This window comes from Virgibacillus halotolerans (assembly GCF_016908515.1).
Classification (GTDB): Bacteria; Bacillota; Bacilli; order Bacillales; family Amphibacillaceae; genus Virgibacillus_M; species Virgibacillus_M halotolerans.
Genome location: NZ_JAFBEA010000004.1, coordinates 193,564 through 210,323, shown reverse-complemented (window position 1 = coordinate 210,323; position 16,760 = coordinate 193,564). Strand labels below are relative to the sequence as shown.

Annotated in this window: 16 protein-coding genes and 1 pseudogene; all 17 read left to right on the top strand. The window is 35.7% G+C overall.

Annotation, left to right across the window (positions count from 1 at the left end; translation table 11 throughout):
- Positions 1 to 30: 30 nt before the first annotated feature.
- The 17 genes and pseudogenes from JOC34_RS12045 (at position 31) to JOC34_RS11965 (ending at position 16,700) form a co-directional block, all read left to right on the top strand.
- Positions 31 to 720 carry an MgtC/SapB family protein gene (locus JOC34_RS12045; protein ID WP_205137123.1) on the top strand — a complete coding sequence of 230 codons (690 nt, stop codon included), beginning with the start codon at positions 31 to 33 and terminating at the stop codon, positions 718 to 720.
- A 420-nt stretch (positions 721 to 1,140) separates the two neighbouring features.
- The gene (locus tag JOC34_RS12040) at positions 1,141 to 1,779 is read left to right on the top strand and encodes an RNA polymerase sigma factor (RefSeq protein ID WP_205137016.1); all 639 of its coding nucleotides are present in this window, start codon (positions 1,141 to 1,143) and stop codon (positions 1,777 to 1,779) included.
- Positions 1,780 to 1,920: 141 nt separating this feature from the next.
- Complete coding sequence (locus JOC34_RS12035; RefSeq protein WP_205137015.1) at positions 1,921 to 2,238, top strand: sigma factor-like helix-turn-helix DNA-binding protein; 318 nt, start codon at positions 1,921 to 1,923, stop codon at positions 2,236 to 2,238.
- Positions 2,235 to 2,672, top strand: a complete 438-nt coding sequence (locus JOC34_RS12030) for a hypothetical protein (RefSeq protein WP_205137014.1) — start codon at positions 2,235 to 2,237, stop codon at positions 2,670 to 2,672. Before JOC34_RS12035 ends, JOC34_RS12030 begins: the two co-directional genes overlap by 4 nt.
- Before the next feature lie 143 nt (positions 2,673 to 2,815).
- The gene (locus JOC34_RS12025) at positions 2,816 to 4,411 is read left to right on the top strand and encodes a right-handed parallel beta-helix repeat-containing protein (protein ID WP_205137013.1); all 1,596 of its coding nucleotides are present in this window, start codon (positions 2,816 to 2,818) and stop codon (positions 4,409 to 4,411) included.
- Between the two features lie 46 nt (positions 4,412 to 4,457).
- Positions 4,458 to 5,543 (top strand): hypothetical protein, encoded by a 1,086-nt coding sequence (locus tag JOC34_RS12020; protein WP_205137012.1) that lies wholly within the window; start codon positions 4,458 to 4,460, stop codon positions 5,541 to 5,543.
- Positions 5,544 to 5,653: 110 nt separating this feature from the next.
- Positions 5,654 to 5,956, top strand: a complete 303-nt coding sequence (locus JOC34_RS12015) for a hemolysin XhlA family protein (RefSeq protein ID WP_205137011.1) — start codon at positions 5,654 to 5,656, stop codon at positions 5,954 to 5,956.
- Between the two features lie 13 nt (positions 5,957 to 5,969).
- Positions 5,970 to 6,200, top strand: a complete 231-nt coding sequence (locus JOC34_RS12010; RefSeq protein WP_205137010.1) for a phage holin — start codon at positions 5,970 to 5,972, stop codon at positions 6,198 to 6,200.
- A 553-nt stretch (positions 6,201 to 6,753) separates the two neighbouring features.
- Positions 6,754 to 7,758, top strand: a complete 1,005-nt coding sequence (locus JOC34_RS12005) for a LacI family DNA-binding transcriptional regulator (RefSeq protein WP_205137009.1) — start codon at positions 6,754 to 6,756, stop codon at positions 7,756 to 7,758.
- A 99-nt stretch (positions 7,759 to 7,857) separates the two neighbouring features.
- Positions 7,858 to 8,895: an ABC transporter substrate-binding protein gene (locus JOC34_RS12000; RefSeq protein ID WP_205137008.1), complete on the top strand. Its 1,038-nt coding sequence runs from the start codon at positions 7,858 to 7,860 to the stop codon at positions 8,893 to 8,895.
- Positions 8,896 to 8,972: 77 nt separating this feature from the next.
- A complete protein-coding gene (locus tag JOC34_RS11995; RefSeq protein WP_239544337.1) occupies positions 8,973 to 10,667 on the top strand; it encodes an ABC transporter permease in 1,695 nt (564 codons plus the stop codon).
- Between the two features lie 4 nt (positions 10,668 to 10,671).
- Positions 10,672 to 11,802, top strand: coding sequence for an ABC transporter ATP-binding protein (locus JOC34_RS11990; protein WP_205137007.1), 1,131 nt, complete (start codon positions 10,672 to 10,674; stop codon positions 11,800 to 11,802).
- A 61-nt stretch (positions 11,803 to 11,863) separates the two neighbouring features.
- Positions 11,864 to 12,814, top strand: coding sequence for a sugar phosphate isomerase/epimerase family protein (locus JOC34_RS11985; protein WP_205137006.1), 951 nt, complete (start codon positions 11,864 to 11,866; stop codon positions 12,812 to 12,814).
- 54 nt (positions 12,815 to 12,868) lie between these two features.
- Positions 12,869 to 13,720: a protein phosphatase 2C domain-containing protein gene (locus JOC34_RS11980; protein WP_205137005.1), complete on the top strand. Its 852-nt coding sequence runs from the start codon at positions 12,869 to 12,871 to the stop codon at positions 13,718 to 13,720.
- A gap of 9 nt (positions 13,721 to 13,729) precedes the next feature.
- A pseudogene (locus JOC34_RS11975) lies at positions 13,730 to 13,971 on the top strand (LUD domain-containing protein); the annotation flags it as partial.
- Between the two features lie 582 nt (positions 13,972 to 14,553).
- Positions 14,554 to 15,873 (top strand): MFS transporter, encoded by a 1,320-nt coding sequence (locus tag JOC34_RS11970; RefSeq protein ID WP_205137004.1) that lies wholly within the window; start codon positions 14,554 to 14,556, stop codon positions 15,871 to 15,873.
- A gap of 50 nt (positions 15,874 to 15,923) precedes the next feature.
- Positions 15,924 to 16,700 (top strand): sugar phosphate isomerase/epimerase family protein, encoded by a 777-nt coding sequence (locus JOC34_RS11965; RefSeq protein ID WP_205137003.1) that lies wholly within the window; start codon positions 15,924 to 15,926, stop codon positions 16,698 to 16,700.
- Positions 16,701 to 16,760: the final 60 nt, after the last annotated feature.

Genomic DNA, 16,760 nt, shown 5'->3' with positions numbered 1-16,760 from the left:
GGAAAGGGGAACTTAATCATGGGAGCAATCATGGAGATGTTTGATTGGGAAATGCTGCTGAGACTTGTTATTTCAGCCGTTTTGGGGTTGGCTATTGGTCTTGAACGTGAATTCAAAAGAAAACCTTTAGGGCTAAAAACAAGTTTGGTCATAGCGATTGTCAGTTGTTTATTAACCATTGTCTCTATCCAGTCTGCCTATTTATTCCCTAACTCAGATTATATTCTGATTCAAATGGATCCCCTACGACTAGCCGCGCAAATCGTTTCCGGCATCGGCTTTTTAGGTGCGGGTGTTATTTTAAGGAGAGAAGATGATACAATTACCGGCTTAACGACTGCAGCCATGATTTGGGGAGCTGCTGGCATCGGTATTGCAACAGGTGCTGGATTTTATATTGAAGCCATCGCAGGCGTTTCACTATTATTGGTCAGTGTGGAGTTAATTCCATCTTTAATTAAACGAATGGGCATACGGAGTCTACGTTCGAAAGAGCTATCATTAAGAGTCAATTTACGTAACCGCGAGGATATTGAGGAAGTTATCACTAAAATAGAGAAAATGGATATGGAAGTGAAAAATACACGTATTAAGGATTTAAAGGAAGGCTCTTATTTAATTGCTTTAAATGTAAGGGTTAATTATGAAAGAAGAACATCCGATGTTTATCATGCAATCACGAAAATAGATAAAGTTAATACTGTTGAGATAAGTGGTTGATGGTATTATGTTTTAGGCCAAAATATCACGGCTATCTCCCCAATTGAATAAGCGTAAAAATCACCCTTTTGTATTTTAATGCAAAAGGGTGATTTTTTTGGGAAGTATTGTAAAAAGTGTAAGACGAAATTATACTGAATATATCGAATAATTTTTATTAATTATAAATTAAAACCTCGTAGTTATTCCATCTTGATTTAACCACAACTACTCCATGCACATCCCAGAAAAAGGCTTATTTATAGTAATAGGTAAGTATAACTTTTTAGAACATCGGTCTTTTAAAGTACCTGTTTCCAAGCAAACGACACCGTTTTATCTCGAAATGACACATAACTGTTTACAAATTGTTAAGAAAGTACGCAACCTACTATTCCAATTACGTTAATAGAAGTAAATAGGAAAAACAGGAGGATAACAATGTGTAAATCAAAATTGAATAGTTTAGTAGTCACCTATCAAAAGACTTCAAGTAATGAGAATTTCAGGGAAATTATGGAATGCTGCAGGGAATTTAACCAGAAACAAATTAATGGGATGTCAAGGAAGTATGGGTTGGACAGGCAAGATGTAGAAGGTGTGGTCTATTGGAAAATTTATGATGTATCCAATAGATACGATAGACAAAAAGGAGACTTCTTGCATCAAATTTCTCGGGAAATCAAGCGAGCGTGCATCGATATTTACAGGAAAAATCAGAAGCTGAAGGTTCAATTTAATTACTATGTTGATGAAAATGGGCAACACGTTGATATTTTCGAGAATATGTATATCCAATCGGTTACTGCAGATGCTGAGCAAGAGATGATAGATTATTTAATAAAAGAATGCGATCAGCGCCAACTGATCGCAACATTATACGAACAAGCTAATGAGAAATGCCGCGAAGCACTGATAGCTTATTCGGTTTCTAACTCTTTTTTAGATGCTGCCAAGCGCTTAGGGATAGATAATCAAACTGTGCAACGTCGTATTAGGAAAATATCGACCTACTTTAACGCCAATCAAAGTGGTGATATTACAGACTATTTCACAGTGCCGACAAGGCAGATATCGTAATTTTAAGATCTTTAAGCATTATACGAAAGTAGTGTCAATATGTCAATGGAAGGTTATGTAAAACTAAAGTACTACTAAAACATAAAAATGCTGAATTTTTAATTAATAACTTGTTATATCTCCATGAAGAGGGGTGATGTTTTGACAGTAAACAAGCATGTTCTTCATATAAAGGTTTTACTCCAACAATTTCACGCGTTTCAGGCAAAACAATATATGGGGGATTATGGCGCTATTGTACTGTTAACGGATTTAGAAACAGCGATAAAACAGGCGAACTTAACGAACAAACAGCGGGAAGTGCTTCGTTTGGTATATACAGCAGACCTGACACAAAGGGAAGCTGGAGCAATCTTAGATATATCGCAACAAGCAATTGAAATGGCGGTTAAAGCAGGGATAAGAAAAATAGCGAGCGTGTATGAAGTTTGGTCAAATAAAGGATGTGGAACAAAATGACGAAAGAAAGTCGGATATGTATTGATGAAATAAGTTTTAAGGGAAATGACAAAGAGATTATAAATAGATTAATTAACCAATTATACCTTGATGCCGCGTCTATCTCCCGGAAAGAACTAATTGCGACAATAAAGATGATCACGGATAAATACGTATCAGAAACAGGCAAACGAATGAACAATCGCTCATTAGAAGCGCTAGGGACACTACTGCTTCGTGAAGAGCTGACGGATAACCATCCAGACAAGATGTCGCGGGTGGAATATCCAATGATGAGTGACTCTCAATACAAAAGAAGACTATCAAGTGAGGTTTTCAACCATGATCTGAACATAGGGACTGGCGTATTGATTGGTCATCGTGCATTATATCATGCCGATAGCAAGGGGAAAAGCTATCACGGGAGGCAAGCCATTTATCGTTATCCTAACTAATTATCTCCTATTACTTGTTAAATCTATTGCCAGCTGAGCTATAAAGTAAGGAAAAGATCATGATCCACTTGAAGGGGAGATGAAAGGTGCAAATGGATCGTTCCTGATAAAACGTTACTAAATATACAGAGGGAGGAATTAAAATGGGGTTTGAAGTGATTGGGGAAAAAGTTGATTTTAACTTTATGTGTTGTAAGGACAAGGGAGAAGGTGCTGAATATCCTTATCACAATGTGAAAGATTTCGGGGCAGTAGGGGACGGAGAGTCATCAGATGCAGAGGCAATACAAGCAGCATTGGATCAGGCGAAGTTATCAGCCAATGGTGCAGTAGTTATCATCCCTGATGGCACTTATCTTATTTCTGAGCACTTAAGTATTTATTCAAATACGGCATTGCGTGTAAATCCGAATGCCCGAATCATTCGCGATCATGAAGGTTATTTAATCATGAACGGTGATCGTGATAAAAATTATTACGGTTATGAGGGAGAAGAAAATATTGAAATATCTGGTGGTGTTTGGGATCAAAACGCTGCTGAATATGGACAAGCAATCGCTTTTTCAATTGGCCATGGTAAATATATTTCGATTCGTGATTTAACCATAAAGAACGTTCCTGGCAGCCACGCGATTGAAATTAATTCATCTAGGAATGTAACGGTTTCTAATTGTAAATTTTTAGGTTTTAAAGATCCGGGAGGCAGGGAGTTTTCGGAAGCGATCCAAATTGACCTTGCTCGGGAAGAAGGTGTTTTCCCTCCTTTTGGTGCGTATGACTATACACCATGCAAAAAAATTACCATTACGAAATGTTATTTTGGGAAATCAGCGACAGAAGGTCCTTGGGGACGCGCGATTGGTTCTCATTCAGCCACGATTGGAAGATGGCATGAGGATATTATCATTACAGACAATATGATGGAAGATATATCACTACAAGCGATTCGATCTTACAGTTGGAAGCGTGTCGTTGTCGCAAACAACAGTTTTATTAATTGTGGAGGAGCGGTGGGTATATATCCACCATTATTATCGAAACCCCAGGATACAAAAGATGATCAAGGTAATCAGACGAATCAAAGTCAGCCGTGTGAACAGTATGTTATATCGAATAACAGCATATGGGGTGGACTGTCTTATTCACCTGGTATTAGTATCAGCGGTCAAGACGCTAATGGAACAATTATGGATGTAACTGTAACAGGAAATATTATTTCACATGCAGCAGGCAACAGTGGGGGAATTTATATGAACAACGCAGAAAAGGTCAATGTTACCGGTAATAATATTTCTGCCATTAACAGTTACGGCATTTCTGGTTCTAATGGCCAACTGTTCACAGTAGAAAGTAACATTCTACGTGACATTAAATCAGAAGGTATTGTAATGAAAGATGCTGTTGAACAGGTAACCATTGCAGGAAACCAATTGAAAAATATTGACCATAGTGGCATAAATGTAACGGATAAAGTGAGTATGGTGGTCGTTTCCAACAATAATATCTTAAATGCCAATAGAAAGCATGTGTTAGACGCACAACATATTCGTATTACAAATAATGTGGCGCGTGTCTCGTTAACGAATAATGTTTGCTATCAGGATCCGGATGAGGAGGCAACAGAGGGATTACGTATTACAAGGACAGTGACTAAATTGGTTCGGACAGGAAATAACTTTGCTGATTTGCCACTGCTGGATACATCAAATTCTCTCGTAGGTGTTGATCTGGAAGGATAAGCGGTATTATTTTCATTAACTATTAAACGATTAGGGGGCAGTATCAATGGCTGAAACAGAACGTATTACACAAGAAAACGTGCATGTAAACAGGGAAAAACAGCTTCAATATGAGTCCTATTTTAAATTAAGTGAACCAGGATTTGTTATACCAGGTTTGCATCAGGACCTTGTTCCTCAAGGATTTACCTATTTGCAAGAAAAAGATTGGTTCATTGTTTCTTATTATCGAGTGAGTGATAATCCAAGTGTCATCACAATCGTTGATGCAAAGACAGATAAACTTGTTAAAACGCTGCACTTAAACAATATGGATGGTACGCCATATACAGAGCATGCCGGAGGTGTAACTGTAAGTAACAAATATCTATTTGTTTCATCCAGTCACAGACTCTATTACATGCCATTAGAAAAAGTATATAATTCAGAAACAGAATCCGCAGTTTCCTTTGAAGCCTTTATTCCAACAGAAGCACGCGGTTCTTTTACAAAGGTGAATGAGGGAGTTCTTTGGGTAGGAGAATTTGCTTTTAGTGGATCTTATGAAACGAGAGAAAGCCATCACTTGAAAAACCGAAATAATGTCACACATCAAGGATGGATTACTGGTTATCAATTAGATCCAGATACCGGGTTGATTCCAACAGATAAACCTACAAACGGTGATGGCGTATATGTACCGGATTATATTCTATCGATTCCATATAGAATACAAGATATTGCTGTTACAGATGACAAGATCATATTAAGCCAGTCCTACGGGAGGACGGCAGACAGCCATTTATATATTTATAAGAATCCACTGAAAGAAGAGCCACACACTTATGTGAACTTCGCAGATCAATATGTCCCGCTGTGGTTTCTAGATGGTGTCAATCAAACGAAAACGATGGTGCTTCCGCCATTGGTGGAAACACTTGCCAGAAAAGGGGACAACTTGTATGTACTCTACGAATCAGGCGCAGATTTGTATGTTCATGATTGCAGTTATCCACTTGATCGTATTGGCGTATTAAGGTTCTCAACGATAGATAAAGAAGAATCATCGAAGTGCACAAATAAATTTGTTTCGAAAGTAAAAACACAACAATTTGGTAAGCATATTGTAAATAATATTAAGCTACCATACTAAGTATCAGAGGCTATTGATAAATAAAAGGTGAGTGGCGGGCATTTAAAGATAAATAACTCCGTCACTCTATTATCCAGAAGATGTCCAATATGTCATAAAGGGGTGGCGACATGAACACTTGGATGGAATCAATGGAAAAGGATATTACGGAAATTAAAAATGCGCATGCACAAATTATGAAGGAGCTCCCCCAGCTCAAGGCCGATCAGGCGGATATGCATGATGCAATTGAAAATTTAAAGGTTAAAAATTTACTTCATGATAAGGAGATATCTACTATTAATGAAACATTAAATGATATAAAAGAAGACACAAAGTGGATAAAAAGGAAAATAGCGCAAGCAATCATATCCGCTGTAACGACAGGTATTGTCACCGCTTTTATTGCACTAGCTCTAGGCAGAATTTTATAGGGAGGGAAGAATGATGGATAAAGCTACAATAGCAAGAACAGCTGCATTGATTGTTGCCCTAATAAACCTTGTGCTAACCATATTTGGTTTAAACCCAATCCCGTTTTCAAACGAAGAAGTGTATGCCGGAGTAACTACTTTCTTGACTGTGATTGTATCTCTATGGGCATGGTGGAAAAATAATAATGTGACCAAAACAGCGCAATATAATGAGGAGTTTTTGGTGGAGAAGGGGATGAAGTGAGTTGATAGATTAGGGAAAGGTGCTAAAAGTTGAATGATGTACCATACCAGTTAAGTGAGAAGATGGTTTTCAGAGAATAGAGCATGAGTTATCATTTCTTTAAAAAGATAACTCATGATTTCTATTCTTACTGTTATAATTAATCACTATCCTGTGTATAGAGACTTGGTGAATTGAATGGTGAGTGATCCGATGAATACGAGTTGGACCGCCAAGTTACCATGCAGAATTAGGTACACCATATAAGACTACTGAATTCATAGCAATAATGTACATTCAGTTTTTAACAAATTTATAAAATAATCAAAAAGTGATTGATATATTAAGCGTTATCATTTATAATGAAAAATAATCAAGTTTGAGTTTGTTTGATCAACAAACTTATGAAATTGGCAACTTATGTTTTTTAACAAAAGTGAAAGTTTGAAGTAAACTACTTATTAATGTACTTTTGTCCCAAAATGATAGCGCTAACGGTAATGAAAAAAAGCGCTTTGTTTTTTTATACTTTTTCCGGGAACGTTCCCGGAAAACGAAAAGGAGATAATTTTATATGGTTACAATTAAAAACATTGCGGAAGAACTTAATATATCTGTCTCAACTGTTTCCAGAGCAATAAATGATCATCCTGAAGTTAGTTTTGATACAAAGCAAAAAGTATTGAAAACGATAAAGCGACTCAAATATACACCCAATGCATTAGCCAGGGGTTTAATTCAAAAAAAGACATTTACTATCGGACTGATGGTTCCGGATATAACAGATTTATACTTTTCTTCAATTGCAAACGATGTGGAGGAATTTTTTTCGGGAGCAGGTTATCAAATAATATATGGGAATTCAAGCAGAAAACCTGAAAAGGAAAAAAAATTTCTTATCAGTTCTGTGGAAAGAAAAATAGATGGATTAATAGTTACACCTGACTATGTTGATAGGGATATGATCGAATGGTTAAAGCAAATTGGTATACCAGTAGTATTCCTTAGACGTCGCCCGCCTTCAGGTTTAAATGTTCCTTTTATAGACGTAGATAACTATAAAGGTGCCTGTACTGCTATGAATTATTTATATTCACTAGGTCATGAAAACATTGGTTTTATCAGTATGCCTGAATATGCCTTTGCAGGTAGGGAAAGACAAAGAGGTTTTCTGGATACTCAAAATAAGAAAGGGGTGGATACCTATCAAATAGAAAATACGGAAGAGAATTCTATGGAACAAGGTGCAATGGCTTTAGAAAGACTAGTAAAAAAAGCCCCTAATGTAACTGCAATCTTTGCAGCTAGCGATCAATTAGCAATAGGGGCATTGGAAAGGTTAGAACAGCGGGGAATAAAAGTGCCAGATGAACTAAGCATACTCGGTTTTGGAGACTTAGAATTATCCAGGCTACATTGGATTAATTTAACTACTATGTCCCAACCATGGAAAGATTTGGGTAAAAAGGCAGCTAGCATGCTGCTAAATATGTTGAAGGATGATGAATATATTCCCAAATCAGAGGTTTTAGATACACCCCTTATTGTGAGGAAGTCTTGTCGACAGATCCCGATGTAATTATATTGAAATGAGTATTAATGGTTCTTCCGTAGATGGCAAGAAATAACAGTATATTATAAAAAGCTGTTTTTATTAAAAAATTGTAGGAGTGATTAGATGGCTAAAAAGTTAGGATTGATTATTTCAATGGTTATTTTAAGTCTTGCAATGACTGCTTGCGGTTCCGAAGCAGGTAAATCAAAATCAGATGAACTTACAGTATACACAGCATTACCTGAACAAGAGGCTTTATATTACTTTGATGAATTTGAAAAAGAAACTGGAATTAAAGTAAACTTTGTACGGCTATCAGCTGGTCAAATATTGGCAAGGGCACAGGCTGAGCAAGGAAATCCTCAAGGATCTGTTTGGTACGGTAGTCCATCTGATACATTAATCGCAGCATCTGAGCTTGAATTATTGGAAAGCTATAAACCTGAAAATGCGGATCTCATTCCAGAGGAATATACAGATAGTGACTGGGATTGGACACCTGTATATGTAGGAGCGTTAGGTTTTGCTTCTAATTCTGAATGGTTAGAGGATAACGGACTTGAACCACCAACTAGTTGGGACGATCTATTAAAACCAGAATACGCCGATAATGTAAGCGTTGCCCATCCTGCGTCAGCAGGAACAGCCTATACTGTTTTAGCTACACTTATTCAGTTAAAAGGAGAGGACGAGGCGTTCGACTATCTTAAAAGTTTAGATAAAAACATTAGACAATATACACAATCTGGTGCGGCACCTGCAAGGGATGCTGGATTAGGAGAAGTAGCTGTAGGAATTGGCTTCGCGCAACAAATTTTAGCTCCCATGGAAGAAGGATATCCCATTACGATTTCATATCCAGAAGACGGGACAGGTTACGAGGTTGGATCTGCGGCGATTATTAAAGATGGACCGAAAGAAGAATTAGAAAATGCAAAAACATTTATTGATTGGACTGTTAGTAAAGAAGGACAGGAAACATATTCAAAAGGTGGATACTATCGTCTTCCAGTCAATGAGGATGCTGAGATCCCTAAAGGAGCAACACCATTGGATGAACTTAATTTAATTGAGTATGATGCTGTTTGGGCTGGAGAAGTACGAAAAGAAATAACAAATAAGTTTGAGGAAGAAATCGGAAGTGAGGATGAAGCGCAATAATTAACTAATATCTCAAATTGTAGAAGGAGGAATTAAGTTATTCTCCTTCTTCTGTAAAGGAAGGGTGTTAAATATTTATGACAGCAATACGTATAGGAATAAAAAAAAGCCTAAAAATGCAGGGGAAGCAGATTAAACAATTAACGAAACAGCCTTTTCTGTTAACACTTATACTATTAATCTTAATATTCTTCTTTGTCTTTGCAGTCTATCCAATATTTCAAGTGCTAAAGATAGCAATATCAGGAGAAGAGGGATTTAGTCTTTCTAATCTTAAAGAAATGATAACAAACCATGCATTTCTAAGAGCTTTATGGAACAGTATTCGCTTAGGCATTATATCAGCAGTTTTAGGGACAGCAGTTGGATTTTTATTTGCATTCGCAATAACAAGAACAGAAATGAGAGGGAAAAAGTTTTTTCATTTGATGGCACTATTACCGATCATTTCTCCACCTTTTGTTATTGCACTTTCAATGATTCTATTATTTGGAAAAAATGGTGCGATTTCAAATGGGATATTTCATTTAGCGAATTCAAATATATATGGTATGGGTAGTCTGATATTTATTCAAACTTTAGCATTTTTTCCAATAGCTTACATGAATTTAAGGGGGGTTCTGGAGTCCATCGATCCGTCCTTAGAAGATGCAGCACTTAATATGGGAGCATCTAGATGGAAAGTATTTAAAACAATTACATTTCCATTAGCATTACCGGGTGTATTTAGTGCATTACTGTTAGTATTTATTAAATCTATCGAAGATTTTGGAAATCCGATGATTATAGCGGGAGATTACGAGACTTTAGCAGTTCAGGCTTACTTACAAATCATTGGTATGTACAATCTAAGCTCAGGTGCCTTTTTTGCCCTAGCTTTGTTAATTCCAGCATTTACCGCTTTTCTTATTCAAAAATATTGGCTTAGTAAAAAATCTTATGTAACTGTGACGGGTAAGCCAAGCCAATCTACGATAAAAATAAATGAGAAGTATATTGTCTACCCACTTTTCGTTTTATGTATATTAGCAACAGGAACTATTCTCTTGTTTTATGGCTCAGTAGCTTTTGGGTCATTAGTAAAAGTATGGGGTATTGATCACACGTTTACATTAGATAATTTCAAATACGTCTTTACATTAGGCTTTGATTCTATAAAAAATTCCTTGTTACTTGCAACAATATCAACACCAATTACAGCCATATTAGGAATGATTATTGCCTATTTAATTATACGGAAACAATTCATTGGAAAGAAATTACTGGAGTTATCAACGATGCTCCCATTTGCTGTGCCAGGTACTGTTGTAGGTATAGGTTTTATCTTAGCCTTTAATGAGAAACCATTGGCTCTCACGGGAACTGCTTTCATATTAATTATTACGTTTACTGTTCGTAATATTACAACTGGAATTGAAGCAGGTACTAATAGTTTGAGACAAGTTGATCCTTCTATAGAGGAGGCATCAACAAATTTGGGAGCTAATGGAATACAGACTTTCTTTAAAGTTTCTCTACCCTTAATGCGTTCTGCATTATTCTCGGGACTTGTATATTCTTTCGTCAAGTCAATGACTTCAATTAGTGCAGTTATCTTTTTAGTATCTGTACATTGGAATTTAATAACAGTATCAATTTTATCGCAAGTAGAAGGTAGTCGTATGGGAGCTGCAGCTGCATATGTGATGATTTTAATCATTATTGTATTGATAGCAATAGGTATTTTGCAACTTGTGGTTAATAAACTTGGACCAGCAAAAAGGAGGAAGTAAAAATATGTCTATAGTAGAGATAAAATCTTTGCCAGTACAACTGAATGACTTGTTAAAAGTATTCCCGGCAAACGCAGGATCAGAAGAACAGACTGCTGTTAATCATATTGATTTAGAAATTAAAGCTGGTGAATTAGTAACTTTATTGGGACCGTCGGGATGTGGGAAGACAACTACGTTAAGAATGTTAGCAGGATTTGAACAACCTACAGATGGGGCTATAGTCATCGGAAATGAAAATGTTACAAATCTACCTGCTAACAAAAGAGATACAGGAATGGTGTTTCAAAGTTATGCTTTATTCCCACACTTAACGGTGTACGAGAATATTGCCTATGGTTTAAAAATAAAAGGTCTAAAAAGAAATGAAGTGAATAAAAAGGTAAAAAGTGTTATTGAGCTAATGCAATTAGATGAATTAATCGACCGGCAACCATCCCATTTATCCGGTGGGCAACAACAACGAGTAGCTGTTGCAAGAGCAGTTGTGACAGAGCCTAAAGTTCTATTATTTGATGAACCATTATCTAATTTAGATGCAAAGTTAAGGGTTTATATGCGAGAAGAACTCAGAAAAATACAACAGAATTTAAATATAACCAGTCTTTATGTTACACATGATCAAACGGAGGCGATGGCTATTTCGGATAAGGTTGTTATTATGAATAATGGAAACATTGAACAAGTCGGAACGCCTACCGAAATCTATAAAAAACCCATCAGTCAATTTGTAGCTAATTTTATGGGGAAAGCAAACTTTTTAAAAGCGACAGTTAAATCGATAGATAACGGCATAATTACATTGGATTTTGAAGGGTATACGATGCATGTGGATAATAAAGATGATCATAATTTTAAAAGGGATAACATAGTACATTGTATGGCTAGACCTGAGTTTTGGTATGTAAATGAGAATGGCCGATACCAAGGAAAGGTATTAAAGGCGATTTATTTTGGTTCCTTCGTTGAGTATGAAATACAAATAGGACAGCAGCGTATTACATTTGAAGATTATAATCATATAAGTAATGGTGTTTATAAACAAGATGATCAAATCACGTTAGATATAAGAAAAGACACAATTGGAATACTACCATACGATAAGAATTATGATGAGAATAATAATGAAAGGTAGTAGATAGATAATAATTTAGAAGTAGGGTAGTTTGACTTCATGATAGTGGGAGGAAAATTTAATGGAATATAAAAAGGGGTATTCCTTTTCAACATCTTGGAATACAAAGAGACATACCAACGGGAGAGAAATGATTAATGAAATAAAAGAGCTAGGTTTTGGTCAAGTCGAATTAAATTATAATGTGCCTGAAGAAATGTTAAAATCGATTACACCAATGATTGATAAAGGAGAAATCAAAGTATCCAGTGTCCATAATGTTTTTCCTTTTTATGAAGATAAAGATTATGGGACAGACACTCCAATGCTAGGCTTTGATGATGTAGAAAAACGCAAAAAAGCAGTGGATCTCTTAATAAATAGTATTGAATATGCAGATCGATTGGGAGCTAAAGGCGTTGTTGTACACCCGGGGGAAGTTCCTTTTTCTTACAATATTGATACAGAATTAAAGAACATATGGAGAGAAAAAGGGAAAGATTCAAAGGAATATCAAAGTTTATGGAATGAAATGTTACATCGGCGCAATGAGTTGGCGCCGATATATACAAAAAGAATTCAAGATAGTCTGGAAGAAGCTGCTGACTTTATCGTTAAAAAAAATATAAATGTTAAAATTGGAATCGAAACCCGTGCAAGGTGCTACCAAATTCCGACATTGAAAGAAGCGGACCAAATTATTGATAATCTTAAAGGCTCTCCAGTCTATTTATGGTACGATGTTGGCCATGGCATGATTATGGAAAGTATGGGATTATATGATAATGTTAATGAAGTTCAGCAGATGAAAGACAAAATATTAGGTGTACATATCCATGAAACGATTGATTTAGTAGACCATTATTGCCCTTATATTCATAGTGGAGATAATGTAACTTTTGATTCATTCTTAGAAGTGATTGATGCTGTACCACTAAAAGTTTATGAGTTAAAGGGGAATTGTTCTGAACAGCAGATAGAAGATAGCTACCAGTTAATGACCAAAAAAATACAGGCATTAAAAATAAATTAAACTCGCTTATTTAAATGAATAACCCAAAATGGTTCAATAAAGTGGGGGAAATGAATGAAAGTTGAATCTGTTAGTGTGCAAGGATCAAATGAGTGGAATGAAGATGCATTGATTATCAATGAAAAAGAAAGAATTTACGGAGTTGCAGATGGAGCGACATCATTGGTTCCCTACAGATCCAACAAAGGTGAAACAGGTGGAAGGCTTGCATCACAAATTGTTAAGAGCTTTTTTGAGGGAATTAACAAATCCCGTAGTAATACGCTTGAAGAACTTTTGATTCAAGCAAATAATACTTTAGGACAAGAAATGAGTAATCAAGGAATTAATAGATCATTAAAAGACCATTTATGGACAACTGGCGTAGCCTTAATAAGGATAGGTAAAACGCATATTGAATATGTCCAATCCGGTGATTGTATGATTGTCGCCATTTACGAGGATGGTTCCTATAGATTATTGACCAGGGATCAAATTTCCTTCTTCGATGATCAGACGAAAGAAAAGTGGTCTATCGCAGTCGATGAAGGATTTGATCAATATGAAGAAATTCGTAAAAAAATAGAACCATTGATTAGGAAAAACAAAGAAAATATCAATACGCTGCAAGGATATTCTGTGTTAGATGGAAGTGCAGAAGCTGATCTTTTTTTTGAAAGTGGCAAAATAAATCAAATGAATTTAAAACAGATAATTATTTTCTCTGATGGATTATTTATGCATGAAGAAAGGGGTCGGGAAAAATCAATCGATACAATAGAAACTATTGTACGACAAACATTTTTAGTAGGTATAAATGGTTATGTTGATTATTTAAATGCTTTGGAACAAAATGATCCCGATTGTTTACGTTTTCCAAGATTAAAAAAGAGTGATGACAAATCAATTATGCATATAAAAATTTAGATTGGAGCTCGTTCGGTCAGCCTGCTGCCAACGACTTATATCGCTATTGTAGCTAAATCATCAATTGTACCGCGAATGACTCAAGCTACGAAGAAGATCCATGAGCAGGTTGCAGATGGGAAAGACATTGCTTCATGTATTAAATTAATATCATGTCGGGCCCTAGTAACAGTGCGGATATTGAAATGGATATTGTTGTTGGAGTGCATGGACCGGTTAAGGTTGTTTATATTGTGGTAGAAGATAAATAGTTAAAAGGGATGGTTCAGCAAAATAGGAGTATGGGATATTAACATTTCTGTTTTTTTAGAAATCATGATCTCATGCTCCTTATTTATGCTGATTAAGCAAGGTAAGGTAACTAATATAAAATACATCAATAAAAAATTAAATAAGTCATATACAAATACAAGTAAAACTATCGGTACTTCAGCAATTTGCAAGTTATCGCATATAAAATACTCTCATTATTAAAGGTATGAAACGCAGGTAAATGGAAAAGAATTTAATCTCATTTTCAAACAAAGAAGTGAATACTGGTGTAGCTACTTTGTTGACTGTAATTGAATCTCTAGATTTAAATTTTGATAGAAGTGTTGACAATCATATATCTATTCTATAAAATACACTTATAATGAAAACGATTTCTTTTGCAGTTTGGTAAGGAAAATTAAATATTGGGTGGAGAATAAGAGAACCCCTAAAGAGTTTGGTGAAAACTCATACAATTATTGTATGTGCGTTTCATTGATCTTTTTAAGGGGTTTTTGTTTTTAGCTCTATTCTATCATGGTTTTTAATAATCGAGCTTCTACCAAAGGGAGGAATAAATTATGAGCTTTGAACATTTAGATACACCTTTAGATCCAAAAAAACTAAAAAGATTTCAACGGAAGATGTCGATTGTATCGGCAGGCGGGACTTTTCTTGATGGCTTCGATTTAACTATTATAGCAGTTGCTATGCCGTTGATATTAACACAGTGGGATGTAAGTGCTGGCCAACAAAGCTTAATTGTTGCTTCTGCAATAATAGGATCTTTTATAGGGGCGTCATGGTTAGGAAGTTTGACTGATAAATTCGGGCGTAAGGCAATGTATATTGTTGATCTTTTAGCTTTTGTTATTTTCGCTGCTTTATCAGCCTTTTCTCAAACAATCTTTCAATTAATTCTTTTTCGGTTTTTACTTGGTATTGGAATAGGGGCCGATTACCCAATTTCCGCTACGCTTGTTTCTGAATTTAGTTCGAGTAAAAACCGAGGAAAGCAAGGTACATTTTTAGGGATGATGTGGTTTGTTGGGGCAGTTGTGGCTTACCTATCAGGGATTATCTTGCTCCCGCTTGGTGATAATGCTTGGAGGTATATGATATTATTGGGAGCGGTATTCGCAATAATCATATTTATCTTTAGAATAGGCCTTCCGGAATCACCTAGATGGCTAGTTTCTAAAGGTAGGGAAAAGGAAGCCCAGGAAATTATGTATAATCTAACAGGTCATTCCGTATTGATAGATCCTGATTTAGAACCAAAGCCAAAAATCAGTTATCTTTTTTCTAAAAAGTTATTCAAACGTACATTTTTTGTTTGTGGATTCTGGTTTTGCTATGCAGTAGCATATTATGGTATATCCATGTATACACCAACGCTTTTGGCAGCTTTTACTGGTGGTTCACTGCAAATGACGTTTATTGCATCATCTATCGTTAGTGTACTTGGTTTAATAGGTGCATTAATTGGGATGAATCTAGTTGACAACTGGGGAAGAAGACCCTTGATTATTACATCTTTCACAGGTTTAACAATCGCACTTATACTATTAGCGATAAACCCTAACCCAACATTGGTATTTCTAGTTATTTTATTTAGTGTTGCCGTATTGTTTTCTAATATGGGTGGAGGAATACTTAACTTTGTTTATCCAACAGAGCTTTTTCCTACAAGTATAAGGGCAGGAGCTGCTGGTTTTGCAACATCTGTAAGTAGGATAGGTTCTATTCTAGGAGTACTTGTTTTTCCGAATTTTGTAGCATGGTGGGGAAACAATGTTGCATTAGGCTTCTTTGCAACAATTGGGCTTATCGGTCTAATTATCTCAATAAGCCTGGCTCCAGAAACAAAGGGTAGAAATTTAGAAGAAATTAATCAATAACACTTAATGGAATAAGGAAACTATTTATATAATCAAAAAGGAGAATAGAAATGGAAAAGTGGTTAAGTCTTTGGGCAATAGGTCAACAGGGGGAAATAGCAGATTTCAAAAGAATAAAAGAGGTTGGTTTTGATGGTGTTGAAATCTGGGCGGAACATATTAGAGCAAATGATTATTTAAATTATGCGAAAGAATGTGAACTTAGAATAGGAATTCATTTACCTTTTCATGATTTAAATTTAGCAGCACCAGACGATGTAGTGAAAGAAAGAATGCTATCTATTAACAAAGAATGGATACAAAAAATAGCGGGGGCTGGGGGAGAACATGCTGTAATTCATGGTGGCTTTGCTTGGTCATCTGAGGAACGCGGAGAAGCACTTACAAGAGTGAAAGATAGATTACGAGATTTGAATGAAGTAGCTAGGGCTAACAATGTTGATTTGCTACTAGAAAACTTGATTCCAGACAAATTAAATTATACGCATGTTGTTGCTTCTAATGTAGAGGAATGGATCAATTTAGTTCGGGAAACAAATGTAAAAGCGTGCTTAGATACTGGACACTTAGCCGTAATGAACGAGTCACTTAAAGAAACTATTACAAGGTTAAATAAACTACTAGGATCTATTCATTATTCCGATAACGACGGACAATCAGATTTACATTTAATACCTGGTGAAGGAGAAAATGTGGCTGCTGATTTATTTGACTCATTAAAGGAAATAGATTATCAGGGTCCAGTTATATATGAACTTAATCCTTATAAATATTCACTAAATGAAATCTTGTGTGATTTTGCAAAAAGTAAGCATCATAGTAGTTAAACTTTTTTTGACAAAGGAGGAGATAGGAAGATAATTCATTTAAACATATTTATAGGAAAA

Bases quoted from the DNA above. Each gene is read 5' to 3' on its own strand.
- JOC34_RS11980 (WP_205137005.1), top strand. From the start codon at position 12,869: ATGAAAGTTGAATCTGTTAGTGTGCAAGGATCAAATGAGTGGAATGAA.
- JOC34_RS12025 (WP_205137013.1), top strand. From the start codon at position 2,816: ATGGGGTTTGAAGTGATTGGGGAAAAAGTTGATTTTAACTTTATGTGT.
- JOC34_RS11965 (WP_205137003.1), top strand. From the start codon at position 15,924: ATGGAAAAGTGGTTAAGTCTTTGGGCAATAGGTCAACAGGGGGAAATA.
- JOC34_RS11985 (WP_205137006.1), top strand. From the start codon at position 11,864: ATGGAATATAAAAAGGGGTATTCCTTTTCAACATCTTGGAATACAAAG.
- JOC34_RS12040 (WP_205137016.1), top strand. From the start codon at position 1,141: ATGTGTAAATCAAAATTGAATAGTTTAGTAGTCACCTATCAAAAGACT.
- JOC34_RS11970 (WP_205137004.1), top strand. From the start codon at position 14,554: ATGAGCTTTGAACATTTAGATACACCTTTAGATCCAAAAAAACTAAAA.
- JOC34_RS12005 (WP_205137009.1), top strand. From the start codon at position 6,754: ATGGTTACAATTAAAAACATTGCGGAAGAACTTAATATATCTGTCTCA.
- JOC34_RS12045 (WP_205137123.1), top strand. From the start codon at position 31: ATGGAGATGTTTGATTGGGAAATGCTGCTGAGACTTGTTATTTCAGCC.
- JOC34_RS12010 (WP_205137010.1), top strand. From the start codon at position 5,970: ATGGATAAAGCTACAATAGCAAGAACAGCTGCATTGATTGTTGCCCTA.
- JOC34_RS12000 (WP_205137008.1), top strand. From the start codon at position 7,858: ATGGCTAAAAAGTTAGGATTGATTATTTCAATGGTTATTTTAAGTCTT.
- JOC34_RS12020 (WP_205137012.1), top strand. From the start codon at position 4,458: ATGGCTGAAACAGAACGTATTACACAAGAAAACGTGCATGTAAACAGG.
- JOC34_RS11990 (WP_205137007.1), top strand. From the start codon at position 10,672: ATGTCTATAGTAGAGATAAAATCTTTGCCAGTACAACTGAATGACTTG.
- JOC34_RS12015 (WP_205137011.1), top strand. From the start codon at position 5,654: ATGAACACTTGGATGGAATCAATGGAAAAGGATATTACGGAAATTAAA.
- JOC34_RS12030 (WP_205137014.1), top strand. From the start codon at position 2,235: ATGACGAAAGAAAGTCGGATATGTATTGATGAAATAAGTTTTAAGGGA.
- JOC34_RS11995 (WP_239544337.1), top strand. From the start codon at position 8,973: ATGACAGCAATACGTATAGGAATAAAAAAAAGCCTAAAAATGCAGGGG.